At 68.9% G+C, this 18,191-nt stretch carries 18 protein-coding genes and 1 tRNA gene; 12 read left to right on the top strand and 7 right to left on the bottom strand.

The window, feature by feature from the left end; all coding sequences use genetic code 11:
• Positions 1-18: 18 nt before the first annotated feature.
• Positions 19-1,413: an MFS transporter gene (locus RHOFW104R8_RS00595; protein WP_235604426.1), complete on the bottom strand. Its 1,395-nt coding sequence runs from the start codon at positions 1,411-1,413 to the stop codon at positions 19-21.
• 245 nt (positions 1,414-1,658) lie between these two features.
• Here RHOFW104R8_RS00595 and rnk point away from each other — a divergent pair, with 245 nt between their 5' ends.
• Positions 1,659-2,066, top strand: a complete 408-nt coding sequence (rnk, locus tag RHOFW104R8_RS00590; protein ID WP_068094835.1) for a nucleoside diphosphate kinase regulator — start codon at positions 1,659-1,661, stop codon at positions 2,064-2,066.
• A 4-nt stretch (positions 2,067-2,070) separates the two neighbouring features.
• Here the strand turns inward: rnk and RHOFW104R8_RS00585 are convergent, their stop codons facing one another.
• Complete coding sequence (locus tag RHOFW104R8_RS00585; protein WP_068094837.1) at positions 2,071-2,697, bottom strand: phosphatase PAP2 family protein; 627 nt, start codon at positions 2,695-2,697, stop codon at positions 2,071-2,073.
• Between the two features lie 123 nt (positions 2,698-2,820).
• Here RHOFW104R8_RS00585 and ligA point away from each other — a divergent pair, with 123 nt between their 5' ends.
• From ligA to RHOFW104R8_RS00570, 3 genes are read left to right on the top strand one after another with little or no spacing between them, the layout of a single operon-like run.
• Complete coding sequence (gene ligA / locus RHOFW104R8_RS00580) at positions 2,821-5,247, top strand: NAD-dependent DNA ligase LigA (RefSeq protein WP_068094839.1); 2,427 nt, start codon at positions 2,821-2,823, stop codon at positions 5,245-5,247.
• Positions 5,247-6,203 carry an EF-P lysine aminoacylase EpmA gene (epmA, locus tag RHOFW104R8_RS00575; RefSeq protein WP_068098916.1) on the top strand — a complete coding sequence of 319 codons (957 nt, stop codon included), beginning with the start codon at positions 5,247-5,249 and terminating at the stop codon, positions 6,201-6,203. Before ligA ends, epmA begins: the two co-directional genes overlap by 1 nt.
• Before the next feature lies 1 nt (position 6,204).
• Positions 6,205-6,624, top strand: a complete 420-nt coding sequence (locus tag RHOFW104R8_RS00570) for a VOC family protein (RefSeq protein WP_068090447.1) — start codon at positions 6,205-6,207, stop codon at positions 6,622-6,624.
• 42 nt (positions 6,625-6,666) lie between these two features.
• On the opposite strand, the gene aqpZ is transcribed toward RHOFW104R8_RS00570, so the two are convergent.
• The gene (gene aqpZ, locus RHOFW104R8_RS00565) at positions 6,667-7,368 is read right to left on the bottom strand and encodes an aquaporin Z (protein ID WP_201028760.1); all 702 of its coding nucleotides are present in this window, start codon (positions 7,366-7,368) and stop codon (positions 6,667-6,669) included.
• A gap of 187 nt (positions 7,369-7,555) precedes the next feature.
• Between aqpZ and RHOFW104R8_RS00560 the strand changes: the two genes are divergently transcribed.
• Positions 7,556-8,863: an MFS transporter gene (locus RHOFW104R8_RS00560; RefSeq protein ID WP_068090444.1), complete on the top strand. Its 1,308-nt coding sequence runs from the start codon at positions 7,556-7,558 to the stop codon at positions 8,861-8,863.
• On the opposite strand, the gene RHOFW104R8_RS00555 is transcribed toward RHOFW104R8_RS00560, so the two are convergent.
• Positions 8,860-9,546, bottom strand: a complete 687-nt coding sequence (locus RHOFW104R8_RS00555) for a DUF2461 domain-containing protein (RefSeq protein ID WP_068090443.1) — start codon at positions 9,544-9,546, stop codon at positions 8,860-8,862. The genes RHOFW104R8_RS00560 and RHOFW104R8_RS00555 overlap by 4 nt on opposite strands.
• Positions 9,547-9,626: 80 nt before the next feature.
• Positions 9,627-11,081 (bottom strand): exodeoxyribonuclease I, encoded by a 1,455-nt coding sequence (sbcB, locus tag RHOFW104R8_RS00550; protein ID WP_068090442.1) that lies wholly within the window; start codon positions 11,079-11,081, stop codon positions 9,627-9,629.
• A gap of 57 nt (positions 11,082-11,138) precedes the next feature.
• Here sbcB and orn point away from each other — a divergent pair, with 57 nt between their 5' ends.
• From orn to RHOFW104R8_RS00530, 4 genes are all read left to right on the top strand, one after another.
• Positions 11,139-11,705 carry an oligoribonuclease gene (orn, locus tag RHOFW104R8_RS00545; RefSeq protein ID WP_068090440.1) on the top strand — a complete coding sequence of 189 codons (567 nt, stop codon included), beginning with the start codon at positions 11,139-11,141 and terminating at the stop codon, positions 11,703-11,705.
• 27 nt (positions 11,706-11,732) lie between these two features.
• A complete protein-coding gene (gene folP / locus RHOFW104R8_RS00540) occupies positions 11,733-12,647 on the top strand; it encodes a dihydropteroate synthase (protein ID WP_068090438.1) in 915 nt (304 codons plus the stop codon).
• 49 nt (positions 12,648-12,696) lie between these two features.
• Positions 12,697-14,049, top strand: a complete 1,353-nt coding sequence (gene glmM / locus RHOFW104R8_RS00535) for a phosphoglucosamine mutase (protein WP_068090436.1) — start codon at positions 12,697-12,699, stop codon at positions 14,047-14,049.
• Between the two features lie 99 nt (positions 14,050-14,148).
• Positions 14,149-15,084 (top strand): isopenicillin N synthase family oxygenase, encoded by a 936-nt coding sequence (locus tag RHOFW104R8_RS00530; RefSeq protein ID WP_068090433.1) that lies wholly within the window; start codon positions 14,149-14,151, stop codon positions 15,082-15,084.
• A gap of 4 nt (positions 15,085-15,088) precedes the next feature.
• Here RHOFW104R8_RS00530 and RHOFW104R8_RS00525 read toward each other — a convergent pair whose 3' ends face one another.
• Both RHOFW104R8_RS00525 and RHOFW104R8_RS00520 read right to left on the bottom strand, forming a co-directional pair.
• Positions 15,089-15,760 carry a DUF6445 family protein gene (locus tag RHOFW104R8_RS00525; RefSeq protein WP_068090431.1) on the bottom strand — a complete coding sequence of 224 codons (672 nt, stop codon included), beginning with the start codon at positions 15,758-15,760 and terminating at the stop codon, positions 15,089-15,091.
• A gap of 59 nt (positions 15,761-15,819) precedes the next feature.
• Complete coding sequence (locus RHOFW104R8_RS00520; protein WP_068090426.1) at positions 15,820-16,623, bottom strand: SDR family oxidoreductase; 804 nt, start codon at positions 16,621-16,623, stop codon at positions 15,820-15,822.
• A gap of 125 nt (positions 16,624-16,748) precedes the next feature.
• Here RHOFW104R8_RS00520 and tpiA point away from each other — a divergent pair, with 125 nt between their 5' ends.
• From tpiA to RHOFW104R8_RS00505, 3 genes are all read left to right on the top strand, one after another.
• A complete protein-coding gene (tpiA, locus tag RHOFW104R8_RS00515) occupies positions 16,749-17,516 on the top strand; it encodes a triose-phosphate isomerase (RefSeq protein WP_068090424.1) in 768 nt (255 codons plus the stop codon).
• A gap of 7 nt (positions 17,517-17,523) precedes the next feature.
• The gene (gene secG / locus RHOFW104R8_RS00510; protein WP_068090422.1) at positions 17,524-17,976 is read left to right on the top strand and encodes a preprotein translocase subunit SecG; all 453 of its coding nucleotides are present in this window, start codon (positions 17,524-17,526) and stop codon (positions 17,974-17,976) included.
• 11 nt (positions 17,977-17,987) lie between these two features.
• Positions 17,988-18,072: transfer RNA gene (locus RHOFW104R8_RS00505), tRNA-Leu, on the top strand.
• Positions 18,073-18,191 lie beyond the last annotated feature (119 nt).

Below are 18,191 nucleotides of genomic sequence, written 5' to 3'. Positions count from 1 at the left end.
CGCCGAGGGCGCGTGCAGTCAGGGCGGCGGCGCGACACCGGCGGGGGCGGCATGGTCGGGCCGCAGCCTGCCGAACACGCGGCTGGCCGCGGCGGTGATCAGCGCCAGCAGCAGTACCGTCCAGCGGAACGCCGCCACATAGTCCTCGTGCGCGTGGCCCTGCAGCAGCGCCTGCATCAGCAGCGTGGACAGCGCGATGCCGAAGCTCATCGCCAGGTACTGGGCGGTCGAGGCCATCGAGGAAACCATCGAGGCATGCTGGATGTCCACGTCGACGTAGATCAGCGTGTTCATGGTGGTGTACTGCAGGCCCGAGAACGCGCCGTAGGCGAAGGTCAGCGCGGCGATCACCCACACCGGCGAACCGGGTCCGAGCAGGGCGAACAGGGCCAGCAGCACGGCCACGGCCAGCGTGTTGCCGAGCAGCAGGCGGCGGTAGCCGTAGTGGACCAGCGCCCGGTGCACCACCCACTTGGCCGTGATCGAGCCCAGCGCCTGCGGCACCATCATCAGGCCGGCCATCAGCGGCGACCAGCCGCAGCCGATCTGCAGGAACAGCATCAGCAGCAGGAACATGCCGGAGATGCCGAGCCGGGTGAAGATGCCGCCGGCCAGCGACACCCACACGCTGCGCACCTTGAGCAGGCCGAGGTCCGCCACCGGGTGTTCGGTGCGCCGGCTGTGCCAGACATAGAGCGCGCCGAGCAGCACGGCCGCCAGCGTGTACAGGCCCATGCCCGACCACGGCACCGGGCTGCCGCCGGCCAGTTCCGAGGCGGTCAGCAGCAGGGCGGAGGCGGCGGCGAACAGCAGGAAGCCGGACAGGTCGAAGCGGTTGGCATGGTCGAGCCGGTAGTCGGGCATGTCGCGCTGGTTCATCCACACGCCGGCGGTCGCCACCGGCACGTTGATCAGGAAGATCAGCCGCCACGAGGTGAACTCCACGATCGCCCCGCCCAGCAGCGGCCCCAGCACCGAGCCGAGCAGGCCGAATGTGGCCACCGTGCTCATCGCGCGCACGAACTCGCGCTTGTCGATGCTGCGCACCAGCACGTAGCGGCCCACCGGCATCAGCGAGGCGCCGCCGATGCCCTGCAGCACGCGGGCGGCGACCAGTTGCGGCAGCGTCTGCGCGATGCCGCACAGCAACGAGCCCAGGCCGAACACCACGATCGCCGCACCGAACACCCGGCGCGTGCCGAAACGGTCGCACAGCCACGGGCTGGCGGGGATCAGGATCGCCAGGGTCAGCACGTAGCTGGTCAGCGCGGTGCGCATGCCCAGCGGGGTCTCCTTCAGTGCCTCGGCCATCGCCGGCACCGCGGTGTTGACCACGGTGGAATCCAGCGCCTGCATGAAGAACGCGGCGGCGACCAGCCACAGCAGGCCGCGGTAGCGCTCGCGCGAGGACATGTCGGAACCCGCCACGGGCGCGGCGGAGGCGGCTTCGGGAAGCACTGAGGCTTGGACAGGCATTGTCGGTTATGATACCGGCGCAAAGGCTTGATTTTCGGCGGCAGTATCCGCAGAGTTGGCCTTGTTTCATCCGCCGGTCATACCCATTTCGGGCGTCACGGCCATCGACAACCACACGCCGGGGCGACTTCGTTCCGGCGTGTGCTTTTGTGCGGCAGGAGCCGCGAGTACCAGGAAAAGCCATGAGCAAGCCAACGATCACTGTTTCCCGCATCGACATGGAGCGCATCGAAGCGCTGCTGGAGCGTCTGCCGGCCGCCGATGCCGCCAAACTCGATGCGCTGCGCGCGGAACTGGATCGTGCCGACGTGGTCGAGCCGGCGGCGATGCCGGCGCATATCGTGACGATGAACTCCATCGTCACCTTCCAGGACGAGAGCAACGGCGAGCAGCTGACCCTCACCCTGGTCTACCCCGCGGCCGCGGGCGCGCCGGGCACCGTGTCCATCCTGGCGCCGGTGGGCAGCGCCTTGCTCGGGCTGGCGCGCGGCCAGCAGATCGACTGGCCCACGCCGGACGGCCGCAAGCGCCGCCTGAAGGTGCTGGAAATCGCCTACCAGCCGGAGGCGGCAGGGCACTACCACCGCTGAGCCGTCAGGGCTTGAAGTGGTGCACGAACCCCACCTGGAAACCGCCCGGCAGCCAGCTCACGATCAGCGGTGACTGGCGGTGCGCGGCCCACAGGCCGACCCCGGCGCCGATCGCCGCGCCGGCCAGCACGTCGCTCTGCCAGTGGCCGCGGGTCTTGACCCGGGCCACGGCATCGTAGGCCGGCAGCAGGGCCAGCGCGTAGACGGCCGGATGGTCGTTGCCATAGGCCACGATGAACGGTGTCACCGCGGCCGTGATGGCGGTCACCTCGCCGCTGGGAAAGCTTTGCGCGTGCCAGCCGCGGAAGAAGCGGTCGGGGTTGTCGGTCTGCGAGGGGCGTTCGCGCTGGAAGGTGTGTTTCAGCACCTCGGCGCCGGCGCTGGAGATCACCATGGCGTCGACCGAGCGCCAGAACGTGTTGCCGAGCTTGTCCTCGCTGCCGAACGCCAGGGCACCGATGCCGACGGTGGCAATCGTGCCGTACATCAGCGCGTTCTGGTTGCCACGCTTCCAGATGCCGCTGTTGTCGTAGTGCACCCGATGGTCGATGCCGAGGGGGCCGCCAGCCGCGGCGGTGCCGGAAGCGGCCATGGCGGCCAGGAATGCCAGGGATGCCAGATATCGGTTCATGCGCCTGATCATATCCTCGCCTCAGCCCTGCCGAGGGACGCTATACCCGCCAGCTTTCGGTTCCCTTACTGCGCGACCGGCATCCGCGGCTGTCGCTAAACTGGGCGCAGCCAGGAGATCTGCATGACCGGACACCCAACTCCCGCCGAGGCCGTCGCCCGCGCCGTCGACCTGCGCGGACGGATCGAGCAGGCCAATTACCGCTACCACGTGCTCGACGACCCGGAGATCACCGACGCCGAGTACGACCGGCTGATGCGCGAGCTGGAGGCGCTGGAGGCCGAATACCCCGTGCTGGCCACGCCCGATTCGCCCACCCGCAAGGTCGGCGCGCGGGCACAGGGCGGCTTTGCCGAGGTGCGCCATGCGATCCCGATGCTGTCGCTGGGCAATGCGTTCGAGCAGGACGGCGACACCGACCGCGAGCGCTTCCGCGAGGTGGCCGAGTTCGAGCGGCGCATCGAGCAGACGCTGGGGCGGCGCGAGCCGGTGTTTTCCGCGGAGCCCAAGCTGGACGGCCTGGCGATCAGCCTGCGCTACGAGCACGGCGTGTTCGTGCAGGGCGCGACCCGCGGCGACGGCGAGACCGGCGAGGACGTGACCGCCAACCTGCGCACGGTGCGGGCGATCCCATTGCGCTTGCGCAATGGGAAACATCAGGATGAATCGCTGAAGCTGCGCGGCAAGGGCTGGCCCGACGTGCTCGAAGTGCGCGGCGAGGTGGTCATGCTGCACAAGGATTTCGAGGCGTTCAACGCGTACGCCCGCAAGCACGGCGAGAAGCCGCTGGCGAACCCGCGCAACGGCGCGGCCGGTTCGCTGCGCCAGCTCGACCCGGTGGTCACCGCCAGGCGGCGCCTGAGTTTCTTCGCCTACGCGATCGGCGTGGTCGAGGGCGGCGAGCTGCCGCCGACCCATTCGGCCACGTTGCGGCAGCTGCGCGAGTGGGGCTTCCCGGTGTCGCCGGAAGTGGACACGGCGCGCGGCTTCGACGGGCTCATCGCCTACTACCGGCGCATCGGCGCGAAGCGCGACAGCCTGCCGTACGACATCGACGGCGTGGTCTACAAGCTGGACGACTACGCCGGCCAGCGCGAGATGGGCTTCGTCTCGCGCGCACCACGCTGGGCCATCGCGCACAAGTTCCCGGCGCAGGAGCAGACCACCACGGTCGAGGCGATCGAGATCCAGATCGGCCGCACCGGCGCCGCCACCCCGGTGGCGCGGCTGGCGTCGGTGCAGGTGGCCGGCGTCACCGTCACCAACGCCACCCTGCACAACGCCGACCAGGTGGCGCGGCTGGACGTGCGCGTGGGCGACAGCGTGATCGTGCGCCGCGCCGGCGACGTGATCCCGGAGGTGGTGCGCGTGATGCCCGAACTGCGGCCGCCGCATACACGCCCCTGGCACATGCCCACCCACTGCCCGGTGTGCGGCTCCGCGTTGCTGCGCGAGGAGGGCGCCGCCGCGTGGCGCTGCTCGGGCGGGCTGGTCTGTGCCGCGCAGCGCAAGGAGGCGCTGATCCACTTCGCCTCGCGTCGCGCGATGGACATCGAGGGGCTGGGCGAGCGCTTTGCCGAGGCACTGGTGGAACTCGATATCGTGCACTCGCCGGCTGACCTGTACGGCCTGGGCGTGGACGATTTCGTCGACATGAAGCGCCGCATCGACGAGCGCGACGGGACCACGCCGGAGACGGTGAAGGCCGGCAAGGTGGCGACCAAGTGGGCGGAAAACCTGGTGGCCGGGATCGAGGCCAGCAAGCACACCACGCTGGCGCGCTTCCTGTATGCGCTGGGCATCATGCACATCGGCGAAAGCACGGCGAAGACGCTGGCGGCCTGGCTGGGCCGGCTGGAGTTCGTGCGCAGCATGCCGGCCGCCGTGCTGCGCGTGCTGCCGGACATCGGCGGCGAAGTGGCCACCTCGACCGCCGGCTTCTTCGCGCAGGCGGGCAACGAGCGGGTGGTCGACGCGCTGCTCGAAGCCGGCATCACGTTCAGCGACGAGGGCGCGCCGTCGCCGAAGCTGCGTGAACGCCTGGATCTCGGCGTGTTGCTGGGCATGGCCGATATCAGCAAGCTCGGCCCGAAGAGCCGCGCGCTGCTGGCGCAGCATTTCTCCACGCTCGACCGCCTGCTGGCCGGCGGACCGGCGCACTGGGTCATCGCCGGCGTGCCGCAGGCGGCGGCGACCAGCCTGGAAAGCCACCTTGCCGATCCGGCTGCCCTGGCCGGACTGCGCGAGGCCGAGGCCGCGATGCAGCGCCTGCTCAAGGCGATCCCGCACGCGGCCAGGGCCGCAGCTGCTCCGCTGGAAGGGCAGACCTTCGTGCTCACCGGCACGCTGGCCTCGCTCAGCCGCGACGAGGCGAAGGAGCGGCTCGAAGCGCTGGGTGCCAAGGTCTCCGGCTCGGTGTCGAAGAAGACCAGCGCGGTGGTCGCCGGCGAAGCGGCCGGCTCCAAGCTGGACAAGGCGCAGGAACTGGGTGTGCCGGTGTGGGACGAGGCGCAGTTGCTCGCCCTGCTCGGCAGGCACGAGGCGGGCTGATGGGCGCCGAACCACTCGCCGCCCTGCGCCTGCGTGCACGGCTGTACGCGCTGGTGCGTGCGTATTTCGCCGAGCACCAGGTGCTGGAGGTGGAGACGCCGATCCTGTCGGAGGCCGGCAATACCGAGCCGAACATCGAGAGCTTCAGCACGCGCTTCAGCGGCCACATCGACGCCGGTGCGCGCGAGCGCTGGCTGCGCACCTCGCCGGAGTATCCGCTGAAGCGGCTGCTTGCCGCTGGCGTGGGCGACTGCTACGAGCTGGGCCGGGTGTTCCGCAACGGCGAGGCGGGCGGGCGGCACAACCCCGAGTTCACCATGCTGGAGTGGTACCGGGTCGGCTGGGACCATCGCCGGCTGATGCAGGAAACCATCGATCTGGTCGAAGCCGCGCTGGCCATGGTGGGGCGGCGCGCCGAGGTGGTGGTGACGAGTTACCGGCAACTGTTCCTGGACGAGCTGGGCATCGACCCGGCACATGCCCCGGTCGACGATCTGCGTGTCCTGATGGCCGGGTCCGGCATCGCCCCGGAGGGCCTCGGCCACGACGACTGGCTGGACCTGCTGATCACGCACAGGCTGCAGCCGGCGTTTCCGCGCGACCGCATCACGGTGATCCACGACTACCCGGCCAGCCAGTGCGCGCTGGCGAGGATCCGTCCCGGCGAGCCGCCGCTGGCCGAGCGCTTCGAGCTGTACCTGGGCCGCTACGAACTGGCCAACGGCTACCACGAGTTGAACGATGCCGCCGAGCAGCGCGCACGCTTCGAGCGCGACAATGCGGTACGCCGCGCGCGCGGCCGGCGCGAGGTTCCACTCGACGAGCGCCTGCTCGGCGTGCTCGACGCCATGCCCGGCTGCGCCGGCGTGGCGCTGGGCATGGAGCGCCTGCTGATGTGCCTGGCCGATACCGACGCGATCGCCGACGTGCTGGCTTTTCCCTTTGCGGAGGCATGAGATGGCCTTGCCGAACCCGTTGTTGCCGGCGATCCACCACGTGGCGCTGATCTGCTCCGACTACGCGCGCTCGAAGGCGTTCTACAGCGAGACGCTGGGCCTGCGCATCGTGCACGAGGCCTATCGGCGCGAGCGTGATTCCTGGAAGCTGGATCTGGAAGTCAGCCCCGGCGTGCAGCTGGAACTGTTTTCGTTCCCGGCGCCGCCGCCGCGCCCGTCGCGGCCGGAGGCGCAGGGGCTGCGCCATCTGGCGTTTGCGGTACCGGAAGTGGAGGCGACGATCGCGGAACTGCAGCGTCGCGGCGTGACCTGCGAGCCGGTGCGCGTCGACGAATACACCGGCCGGCGCTTCACGTTCTTCGCCGATCCGGACGGCTTGCCGATAGAGCTGTACGAGCAGGGCGCGCGCTCCAGTGCCTGAAGCTGTCCCCGCCGGACGGCGGGGACAGTGCGCTGCCGGATGTCAGTCCCTGCTTTCCAGCAGGTAGCGGTAGATCAGCCCGCCGAGGGCGCCGCCGACCAGCGGTACCAGCCAGAACACCCACAACTGGTCGACCGCCCAGCCACCGTGGAACAGCGCCACGCCGGTGGAGCGGGCCGGGTTGACCGAGGTGTTGGTGATCGGGATGCAGACCAGGTGGATCAGGGTCAGCGACAGGCCGATCGCGATGCCGGCGAAACCGGCCGGCGCGCGCTTGTCGGTGGCGCCCTGGATCACGATCACGAAGAACGCGGTGAGCACCAGCTCGGCCACGATCGCCGCGTGCAGCGAGTAATGGTCGGGCGAGTGCTCGCCGTAGCCGTTGGAGGCGAAGCTGACGGCGTTCATGTCGAAACCGGGCTTGCCGCTGGCGATGATGTACAGCACGGCAGCGGCGGCGATCGCGCCGAGCACCTGGATCACCACGTACGGCACCACGTCCTTCGCCGGAAAGCGGCCGCCGGCACACAGGCCCACGGTGACCGCCGGGTTGAAATGCCCGCCCGAGATGTGGCCGACCGCATACACCATGGTCAGCACGGTGAGGCCGAAGGCCAGCGCCACCCCGGCGAAGCCGATGCCCAGCTCGGGGAACGCCGCCGCGAAGATCGCGCTGCCGCAACCACCAAACACCAGCCAGAACGTGCCGAAGAATTCGGCACCGAGACGCTTGCTCATGCTCATCGTGGAAACTCCTGCTGCGAAGGGAAGGAGATACCTGGCGTGTCCATGCGCATGCCGAGGCAACGCATGGCGCGCCAAGTCAAGCACACCCGGGGTGCCGTCCACCATGCCGGATGCCGCCGTTGCCGCGAACGCGGGGCGATCTGCGGTAAGGTGGCACGCCTTCCACCGCCGGGACCGTCCGTTGATGAATGCGTCGTCCGTAGTCGACCGGGACCGCCTGCGAGGGCGTGACGTGAAGACCTTGCTGCTGTCGGCGCTGGGCGGCGCGCTGGAGTTCTACGATTTCGTGGTGTTCGTGTTCTTCGCGATCCCGTTGAGCCACCTGTTCTTCCCGCCCGGCACGGTGCCGTGGCTGGCCCAGCTGCAGGTGTTCGGCATCTTCGCCGCCGGCTACCTGGCGCGACCGCTGGGCGGCATCGTGATGGCGCACTACGGCGACACGCTGGGGCGCAAGCGGATGTTCACGCTCAGCGTGTTCCTGATGGCGGTGCCCACCCTGGCCATCGGCCTGCTGCCGGTGTACGCGCAGGTGGGCATGCTGGCGCCGCTGCTGTTGCTGCTGCTGCGCGTGGTGCAGGGCATTGCGGTGGGCGGCGAAGTGCCGGGCGCGTGGGTGTTCGTGGCCGAGCACGTGCCGCCGAAGCGGATCGGCTTTGCCTGCGCCAGCCTCACTTCGGGACTCACCGTGGGTATCCTGATCGGCTCGCTGGTGGCCGCGGCGATCAACGGCCGGATGAGTCCGGCCGAGGTGCTGGACCATGGCTGGCGGCTGCCGTTCCTGGTCGGCGGCGTGTTCGGTTTCTTCGCGGTGTGGCTGCGCCGCTGGCTCAGCGAGACGCCGGTGTTCGAGGCGATGCATGCGCGCAAGGAGCTGGCCGCGGGCTTGCCGTTGCGGCAGGTGTTCGAGCGGCACCTGCCCGGCGTGCTGCTGTCGATGCTGGTGACCTGGATGCTTACCGCGGCGATCGTGGTGCTGATCCTGATGACGCCGACGCTGGCGCAGTCGGTGTTCCATGTGGCGCCGGCGCGCGCGTTCCTCGGCAACAGCGTGGCTTCGTTCGCGCTGGCGCTGGGCTGCCTCTTCTACGGCTGGCTGGCCGACCGCGTCGGCCATGCACGCGCCCTGCTGGCCGGTGCGATCGGCCTGCTGGTGTGCGGCTATGCGCTGTACCTGGACCTGCAGGCCGGTGCGGCCCATTTCGTCGCGTGGTACGCACTGGCCGGTTTCGCCGTGGGCGTGGTCGGCGTGGTGCCGGCGCTGATGGTGGTGGCGTTTCCGCCAGCGGTGCGTTTCTCCGGCCTGTCGTTCTCGTACAACATCGCCTATGCGCTGTTCGGCGGGCTCACGCCGCCGCTGATCGGCCTGCTGGTGAAGCAGTTCGGGCCGCTCGCGCCGGCCCACTACGTGGCGTTCACCGCCATGATCGGAATCGCCGTGGCGGCCACGCTGCTGGCCGCGCGGCGCAGCAGCGTCACGATGGCTCTGGTCTAGAACTCCAGTTCCTGTGCCGCGCACAGGTAGTCGACCAGCGGTGCGACCTGCCTGAACGCGGCTACCGTCCACGGCAGCAGTTCGTCGGAACAGGCCAGGGTTTCGCTGAGGTTGGTGGTGGCAATGAAGTCCTTGCGCTTGAGGTCCTCGATCAGTTCATGCGCGGGGGCGTAGCCGCGCGGCGGACGGGTCAGCGACTCGCCGCCCAGCTGCAGGTGCTCGCGGAACGTCTTGCTCTGGGTGGCCCGCTTCCACGCGGCCGGGTTGTCGACCAGGAACTCGCGGATGTGCTTCAGCGCCTCCGGTTCCGGGTGCCACATGCCGCCGCCGGCGAAGCACTCGCCGGGTTCGATGTGCAGGTAGAACCCCGGTGCCTGGATCTCGTGCCGGCGCTGGTGGAAGAAGCGCGAGCCCTGCCAGGACTTGTACGGCAGCTTGTTGTTGGAGTAGCGGGTGTCGCGATAGATGCGGTACAGCGAGCCGCCGTTCTTGCGCGGGTCGGCGCGGTAATGCGGGCTGATCTTCGCCAGCGGCGCCTGCAGGTCGGTGATCAGCCGCAGGAACGGTTCGCGCACGTGCCGCTCGTAGTCGTCCTTGTGCGCGTGGAACCATTCGCGGTTGTTGTTGCGCCCGACGGCGCGCAGGAAGCGGAAGGTGGCGGGGGTGAAATAGCTCTGGGGCATGGCGGTTCGTCAAAAAGTTCGGTAGAGCGGGCAGTGCCCGCCGGATTTTCGGCATGCTGCGGAGGCGGGCGGTGCCCGCCCTACGTGGCGGGATTGTCGTCAATGCTGGCGGCGAGCTGTTCGCCCCAGGCCTGCAACTGGTCGAGCAGGACCAGTTTGTCACGCGCCAGCGGATCGCGACGCAATTCGTCGAGGCGGGCGAAGTAGTCGTCGAGGGTGAGCCCGGTCAGCGGCGTGTGCCGGGTGAGGCGGGTCCGGCGGAAATTTTCCCAGCGTGCGTGTTCACCGGCATCCAGCGTCTCGGGCCAGTTGCGCGCGCGGTAGCGGAACAGCAGCTCCGGATAGCGCGGGTCGCGGAACGGGAGCGCGCGGGTGCCCAGTTCGTTCGGCGGCGTGGCGCGCACCTGGGCCAGCAGGCGCTTGTCGGCATCGGGCAGGAAACCGCCGCCGTACAAGGCCAGTTCGGGGTCCTCCGGCGGTGGCAGTTCGGCCGCACGCTGGAACACGCGGCGCAGCTTTTCGGCGAGCCCGTCGACGGCATGCAGCACGTCGCGGTGGGCTTGGCAGCGGGCCAGGTCCAGTTGCAGGCGTTCCAGGTCCACGCCCTGCAGCACCGACAGCGGCGCCAACGCCGGCGCGTGGTTCGCGCGCACGGTGCGCAGCGGGATGCGTTCGACGTCCTCGGGCAGGTCGGCGCGCGCGGTGAAGATGCGGTCGGCGATCTCGTCCTCGTCCAGTTCCAGCCACGTGGCGGGGTCGGTGGCGAGGTCGTACACGATCACCTCGCCGGGGCGGCTCGGGTGCGGCGCCAGCGGTGCGATCACGGCCAGGCAGTGCCGGCTGGCCGGGTAGCGCGAGGAGACGTGCACCAGTGGCGTCATGTTCACCACGTCGAGCAGCTCGAACACCTTCTGCTTGCGGCGCAGGCCGTAGTACCAGTCCCACAGCCGCGGCTGGCGCACGCGGATCAGCCGGGCCAGCTCGATCAGCGCATGGACGTCCGACAACGCGTCGTGGGCACGCTCCTGGGTGAGCTGGTTGGCGCTGGCCAGGTGCTCCAGCCTGAAGCTGGGCGAGCCGTCCTCGCGGGTGGGCCAGACGATGCCTTCGGGCCGCAGCGCCTGGCACATGCGCACCAGGTCGATCAGGTCCCAGCGCGAGTTGCCGTTCTCCCACTCGCGGCCGTAGGGCTCGTAGAAGTTGCGGTACAGCATCTGGCGGGTGAATTCGTCGTCGAAGCGCAGCGAGTTGTAGCCCACGCCGCAAGTGCCCGGCGCAGCCAGTTGTTCATGCACGCGCGCGGCGAATTCGGCCTCGCCGAACCCTTCGCGCTCGGCCTGCTGCGGGGTGATCCCGGTGATCAGGCAGGCATCGGGGTGGGGCGGCATCTCCAGCGGCGGCTTGCCGTAGAGCATCACCGGCTCGCCGACGATTTCCAGTTCCAGGGTGGTGCGGATGCCGGCGAACTGCAGCGGGCGGTCGCGCCGCGGATCGGCGCCGGAAGTCTCGTAGTCGTGCCAGAAGAAGGTCTGCATGGGCCGGATCATCGCATGCGGGCAAGGCTGATAAACTCCGTCGCACAAGGAGAGCCCATGAGCCATGCCCACGAAGACAACCTGATCTGGATCGATCTGGAGATGACCGGCCTTGACACCGACAACGACTCGATCCTGGAGATCGCCACGATTGTCACCGACAAGGAGTTGAACGTGCTGGCCGAAGGACCAGTGTCCGCGATACGCCACGAGATCGACCGGCTGGAATCGATGGACAGCTGGAACTCCAACCAGCATCACAAGTCGGGGTTGTGGCGACAGGTGCTGATCTCGGAGACCGACCACGCGATGGCCGAGCAGGCCACCGTGGATTTCCTGCGCGAGTGGGTGCCGCCGGGCAAGTCGCCGATGTGCGGCAATTCGATCTGCCAGGACCGCCGCTTCCTGCACCGGCAGATGCCGCGGCTGGAGCGCTACTTCCACTACCGCAACCTGGACGTCTCCACGCTCAAGGAACTGGCCCGGCGCTGGGCGCCGGAGATCGCCAAGAGCGTCGGCAAGGAATCGGCGCATACCGCGCTGTCGGACATCCGCGACTCGATCGCCGAACTGCGCCATTATCGCCGCTACATGGGCGAGCTGGGCGGCAAGGTCGAGGTCTGAGCGCCGCTTCCGGATATTGATGAGGCCATGAGCATGTCGAACGATCTGTTTGCGCCGGTGCTGGATTGCGCCGGGCGCCCGTTGCTGCTCGACCGCGCGCGGGTGGTCGGCATCCTCAACGTCACTCCCGATTCGTTCTCCGACGGCGGCACGCACGACAGCGTGGAAGCGGCCGTGGCGCACGGCCTGCGCCTGGCGGAGGAGGGTGCCGACATGATCGACGTCGGCGGCGAGTCGACCCGCCCCGGCGCGGCCGACGTGCCGGCCGAGGAGGAACTGCGCCGGGTGCTGCCGGTGATCGAGCAACTGGTCGCGCGCACCGCGCTGCCGATCGCGATCGACACCTCCAAGCCGCAGGTGATGCGCGCGGCGGTGGCCGCCGGCGCCGGCATGATCAACGACGTGTACGCGCTGCGCCGCGACGGCGCGATGGAGGCCGCAGCCGAGCTGGGCGTGCCGGTGTGCCTGATGCACATGCAGGGCGAACCGCGCGGCATGCAGGCCGAGCCGCACTACGATGACGTGGTGGGCGAGGTGCACCGGTTCCTCACCGACCGGTTGTTCGCCTGCGAACTGGCCGGGATCGACCGGCGCAAGGTGATGGTCGACCCGGGCTTCGGCTTCGGCAAGACGCTGCAGCACAACCTGGCGCTGTTGTGCGCGCTGGAGCGCTTCGCCGACCTGGGCAGCGGCGCGTACATCGGGCTGTCGCGCAAGACGATGATCGGCGAGATGACCGGCAGGACGGTGCCGGCCGAGCGCGCCGCCGGTTCGGTGGCGGCGGCGCTGATCGCCGTGCAGCGCGGCGCGCGCATGGTGCGCGTGCACGACGTGGCCGCCACCGTCGATGCGCTGGCGGTGTGGCAGGCGGTGCATGCGGTCGATGCCATGCCGCGGCGTGCCGACAGGCCGGCCATGCCGCGCTGGCCGGACGACGACTGAGCGGCAGCTCCCTCTTTCCTCCCACCCCTTCATCGCCACCAGGCAGCCCATGACTCAACGCAAGTATTTCGGCACCGACGGCATTCGCGGACTCGTCGGCCAATGGCCGATCAGCGCGGATTTCATGCTGAAGCTGGGGCGCGCCGTCGGCAGCGTGCTGGCGCGTGACGGCACCAAGCGGCCGAACGTGCTGATCGGCAAGGACACCCGCATCTCGGGCTACATGTTCGAGTCCGCGCTGGAGGCGGGCCTGGTCGCGGCCGGCGCCGACGTGGGCCTGCTCGGCCCGATGCCGACGCCGGCGGTGGCCTACCTGACCCGCTCGATGCGCGCGCAGACCGGCATCGTGATCAGCGCCTCGCACAACCCGCATCACGACAACGGCATCAAGTTCTTCTCCGCCGACGGCGAGAAGCTGTCCGACCAGGTCGAGCTGGCGATCGAGCGGGAGGTCGACGCCGCGTTCGTCACGGTGCCGTCCGATCGGCTCGGCAAGGCGCGCCGGATCGACGATGCGGTGGCCCGTTACGCGGAGTACTGCAAGTCCACGGTGGCCAAGGATTTCAGCCTGCACGGATTCCGGCTGGTGCTGGACTGCGCCCATGGCGCGACCTACCAGGTGGCGCCGAAGGTGTTTGCCGAGCTGGGCGCCGAGGTGGTGGCGATCGGCGACAAGCCGGACGGCTTCAACATCAACCGCGAGGTCGGCTCGACCCATCCGCAGGCCCTGCAGCAGTCCGTGCTGGCGCATGGCGCCGACATCGGCATTGCGTTCGACGGCGACGGCGACCGCGTGCAGCTGGTCGACCGGAACGGCGTGCTCGCCGACGGCGACGACATTCTCTACATGCTGGCGCGCAGCTGGCATGCGCAGGGAAGGCTACGGGGGCCGGTGGTCGGCACCCTGATGAGCAACTACGGCCTGCAGCTGGCGCTGGCTGGGCTCGACGTGCCGCTGATCCGCGCCAACGTGGGTGACCGCTACGTGCTGCAGCAGCTGAAGGAACACGGCGGCGTGCTCGGCGGCGAGACCTCCGGCCACATCCTGTGCCTGGACCGCGCCACCACCGGCGACGGCATCATCGCCGCGCTGGCCGTGCTGGAAGCGCTGGTGCGATCCGGCGAGGATCTCGCGACGGCGCGGCAGGGTTTGAAGAAATTGCCCCAGGTGATGTTGAACGTGCGTGCGGCCGGTGCCCGCGAGGCGCTGGCCAGCGACCAGGTGCGGCAGGCACTGGCCGAAGTGGAACAGGCCCTGCACGGCCGCGGCCGGGTAGTGCTGCGGGCCTCCGGCACCGAGCCGCTGGTGCGTGTCACCATCGAGGGAGCCGATGCGGCGGAAGTGCAGCAGTTGGCAGAAAGGCTCGCCGGGACGGTAAAATCCGCCGCCGAACGCTCGTGAACCTGTAGCTGTACCGGGTCGCCATGGAATGGCCCGACGTGCCGCGCCTCCTGCGGTGGCGGATGAACCGACCGCACGCCAACCTGGTGACTACAGCCCATGAAGAATGTTCCCACCCTCGACATCCGCCGCTACGACACCGACCGCGACGCCTTCGTCGCCGAGATCGGCGCGGCCTATCGCGAATTCGGCTTCTGCTGCATCAGCGGCCACGGCATTGCACGCGAGCTGATCGACGGCTCGTACGACGTGTTCCGGCGCTTCTTCGCGCTGCCCACCGACACCAAGATGAAGTACCACGTCGCCGGTGCCGGCGGTGCACGCGGCTACACCCCGTTCAAGGTGGAGACCGCCAAGGACAGCCAGTACGCCGACCTCAAGGAGTTCTGGCACATCGGTCGCGAGATTCCGCGCGATTCGAAATTCGCCGGCGTGATGCCGCCGAACATCTGGCCGGTCGAGGTGACGGACTTCAAGCAGTACGGCTACGGCCTGTACGAGGCGCTGGACCAGCTCGGCACCCGCGTGCTGCGCGCACTGGCCCTGCACATCGGCGAGCCGGAGAACTTCTTCGAGGACAAGACCGACGTCGGCAACTCGATCCTGCGGCCGATCCACTATCCGCCGATCACGGAAGAGAACATCCCGAACGTGCGTGCCGGCGCACACGAGGACATCAATTTCATCACCCTGCTGGTCGGCGCCAGCGCGGAAGGTCTGGAAGTGCTCACCCGCGAGGGCGAGTGGCTGCCGATCACCACCGAGGGCGACGCGATCGTGGTGAATATCGGCGACATGCTGCAGCGGCTGTCCAACCACGTGTTTCCGTCCACCACGCACCGCGTGGTCAACCCGAAGAACGAGAACGCGCGCAAGCCGCGCTATTCCGTGCCGTTCTTCCTGCACCCGAACCCGGACGTGGTGCTGGACCCGCTGGATTCGTGCATCACGCCGGACAATCCGCGCCGCTACGACACCTCGATCACCTCGCACGAGTACCTGCTGCAACGCCTGCGCGAGATCAAGCTGATCTGAGGTTTCACGCCATCCAGAAGAACACGGCGGTCATGCGTTTGGCTGCCGTTTCCAGGCCCCAGTACGCGCTGGCGCTGTGGATCAGGTTGGCCTTGTAGACCAGCAGGCGGTTGTAGCGGTGCGCCACGCGCACGTCCTCGACGAAGGCGTCGGGTTGCACGAAGCGGTTGCCCAGCGCTTCGGCCAGGTTGCGATGCGGCGGCAGCGCGATGTTGCCGCCGAGCCGGCCGCCGGGCATGCGCTGGCGGAAGAAGCTGGTGCCGCACCGTTCGGGCACGCCGGGGTTGAGGTACAGCACGGCGGCGTAGCGGCACAGGTCCGACGAGTCGGTATGCGGTTTGACCGTGCCTTCGGCCGCGCCGACCACCTGCACGCAGTTGTGGTTGAGCCGGGTGCCGGCTTCGGGCTGCTCGACCCACAGCTTCTTCGCGCCGGTGAGCCGGCACACCCTCACGTTCAGCGCGGCCAGCTCGTCGCCCAGCAGGGCGGACGTGGCGCGCATGCCCGGCCAGACCTCGCCGGTATGCGGATAGCCCATCTCCCAATCGGTCTTCGCCAGGCAGCGGGTGCGCACTTCGTCGGCGTTCGGCAGCACGTCGTCCACCACCCAGTAGTCACGGCTCTCCACGGGCTTGCGGTAGGGCAGCGGATGCATCTGGGTCGGGAACAGGGACATGTGTGGAGGCTGTGGCCGGATCGTGGCAACGATTGTGGAGGCGGCAGGGTCGGCTAGGCCTAGGTGTTCCGGTAGCGCTTCGATTCACGCGCCGAAAGCCACAGGGCCAGCCGGTCTGGCAGCAGATGCACCAGCGTCTTGATGGTGCGGTTGACCCGGCCCGGAATGTATACGGCATCGCCGCGCTCGACCGCCGCGAGTCCCTGGCGCACCACTTCTTCCGCACTCAGCCACATGAAGCCGGGCAGCCGGTTCATCTTGTCGCGCGTGCCGGTGATGTCGTGGAATTCCGACCAGGTGAAGCCCGGACACAGCGCGCAGACATTCACGCCGGCCGCGCGGTTCTCCAAGGCCAGCGACTGAGAGAACTTGATCAGGTAGGCCTTGCTGGCGGCGTACAGGGTATGCCCGGCCGGCCCGGGAACGTGACCGGCCAGCGAGGCGACGTTGATGATGCGGCCGTGGCCACGCTGGCGCATGCCGGGCAGCAGCCGCCAGGCCAGTTCGGTCGGCGCGGTCAGCAGCACCTGCAGGAAGTCCGCGTGGGTCGTCCAGTCGTTGGCGACGAAGGTGCCGGGCACGCCGTAGCCGGCGTTGTTGACCAGCCAATCCACCTGCAGGCTGCGCCGGTCCAGCTCGTCGCACAGTGCTCGCGGCGTGGCCGGGTCGGCCAAGTCGCGCGGCAGCACGATGGCCTGGGCGGCATGTTGTTCACGGAGTTCGGCGGCCAGGGTTTCCAGCCGATCGGCGCGACGCGCGGTCAGCACCAGGTCGTGGCCAAGTGCGGCGAGTTGTCGGGCAAACGCGGCGCCGATGCCGGACGAGGCGCCGGTGACCAGGCTAAGCGGACGGGAGGCAGTCATGCGGAGTTCCTGCGGACGAGCCGCCATTCTTGACCGCGCCGGCGAACCGACGCCAGTGGTCCGCCGGTTTGCCCATCGGGGAGGCCCTCGGTAAGCTTGCCGTTTGACCGCAGCGGAAGCAGCCCATGCGCAAGAAGCTCGTCGCCGGCAACTGGAAAATGCACGGCAGCCGTTCGATGGCCAAATCCCTGGTGGACGACATCGCCGCCGGCATGCCGAACGGCATCGACGTGGCCGTGTTTCCGCCGTTTCCCTATGTGGCCGAGCTGGCCTGGCAGCATGCCGGCTCCCGTGTGGGCATCGGCGCGCAGGACGTCAGCGAGCACGAGGGGCAAGGCGCGTATACCGGCGAAGTCTCCGCCGCCATGCTCGCCGATGTCGGCGCGCAGTGGGTGCTGGTCGGCCATTCCGAACGTCGCCAGTACCACGGCGAGGGCGACGAGCTGGTGGCACGCAAGTTCGCCGCGGCCCGTGCCGGTGGCCTGACCCCGATCCTGTGCGTGGGCGAGACACTGGCGCAGCGCCAGTCCGGCGAGACCGAAGCGGTCGTCGCGCGACAGCTGCAGGCCGTGCTGGCACTCAACGGCGCGGCCAGCTTCGACACGGCGGTAATCGCCTACGAACCGGTCTGGGCCATCGGTACCGGCCATACCGCCAGCCCGGAACAGGCGCAGCAGGTGCACGCCTTCATTCGTAGCCAACTGGAAAAAGAAGATGTTATGATTGCCCATCTGACCCGACTGCTTTACGGCGGCAGCGTCAAGGCGGCCAATGCCGCGGAATTGTTCGCGCAGGCGGACGTGGATGGAGGGCTGATCGGCGGGGCCTCCCTGGCCGCATCCGACTTCCTTGGAATCTGCGCCGCGGCGCATCAGGCGCCACAGGCTCGATAGAAACCTTATGTTCGTCATTTTCAGCGTGTTCTACATCCTGATTGCAGCGGCGATGATCGTGCTGATCCTGCTGCAGAACGGCGCGGGTGCCGATGCCGGTTCCGGCTTCGGCGGCGGCGCGTCGGCCACGGTGTTCGGCGCGCGTGGCTCGGCCACGTTCCTGACCCGCGCCACCGGCGTCCTGGCCGGCCTGTTTTTCCTGCTCAGCCTCGGCATGGGCATCTATCTGCACGGCAATGGCGCGCCGCACACCAATGCGGAAGATCTGGGTGTGATGGCCGCGCTGGCCGACAAGCATCCCGCCGCCGGCAAGCCGGCTCCGGCCGCACCGGCGACCGGCTCGGAAGTCCCGGCCGCAACCAACAACGCCGTCCCGGCCGCACAGCCGGCGGCAACCCCCGCTCCGACCCAGGGTCAGGGCGAGGTGCCGGCAGCCCCTGCGCCGCCGGCCAAGCGCTGAGCAACACACCTGCCCAGGTGGCGGAACTGGTAGACGCACTACCTTGAGGTGGTAGCGCCGCAAGGCGTAGGGGTTCGAGTCCCCTCTTGGGCACCACATGCGTGGCTTCGGCGAATTCCACCGAAGTTGCAGGAAACGGGAAAACCGCCTTCGGGCGGTTTTTTCGTTTTCGTGTTTCGATGAATGGAGGCAGCGGGTCGTACCCACACCACGCG

The sequence above is a fragment of the Rhodanobacter sp. FW104-R8 genome (genome assembly GCF_001617365.1).
In the GTDB taxonomy this organism is placed as follows: Bacteria; Pseudomonadota; Gammaproteobacteria; order Xanthomonadales; family Rhodanobacteraceae; genus Rhodanobacter.
The sequence above is the reverse complement of the archived record's forward strand: the minus strand, read 5'-3'. Positions and strand labels throughout refer to the sequence as shown.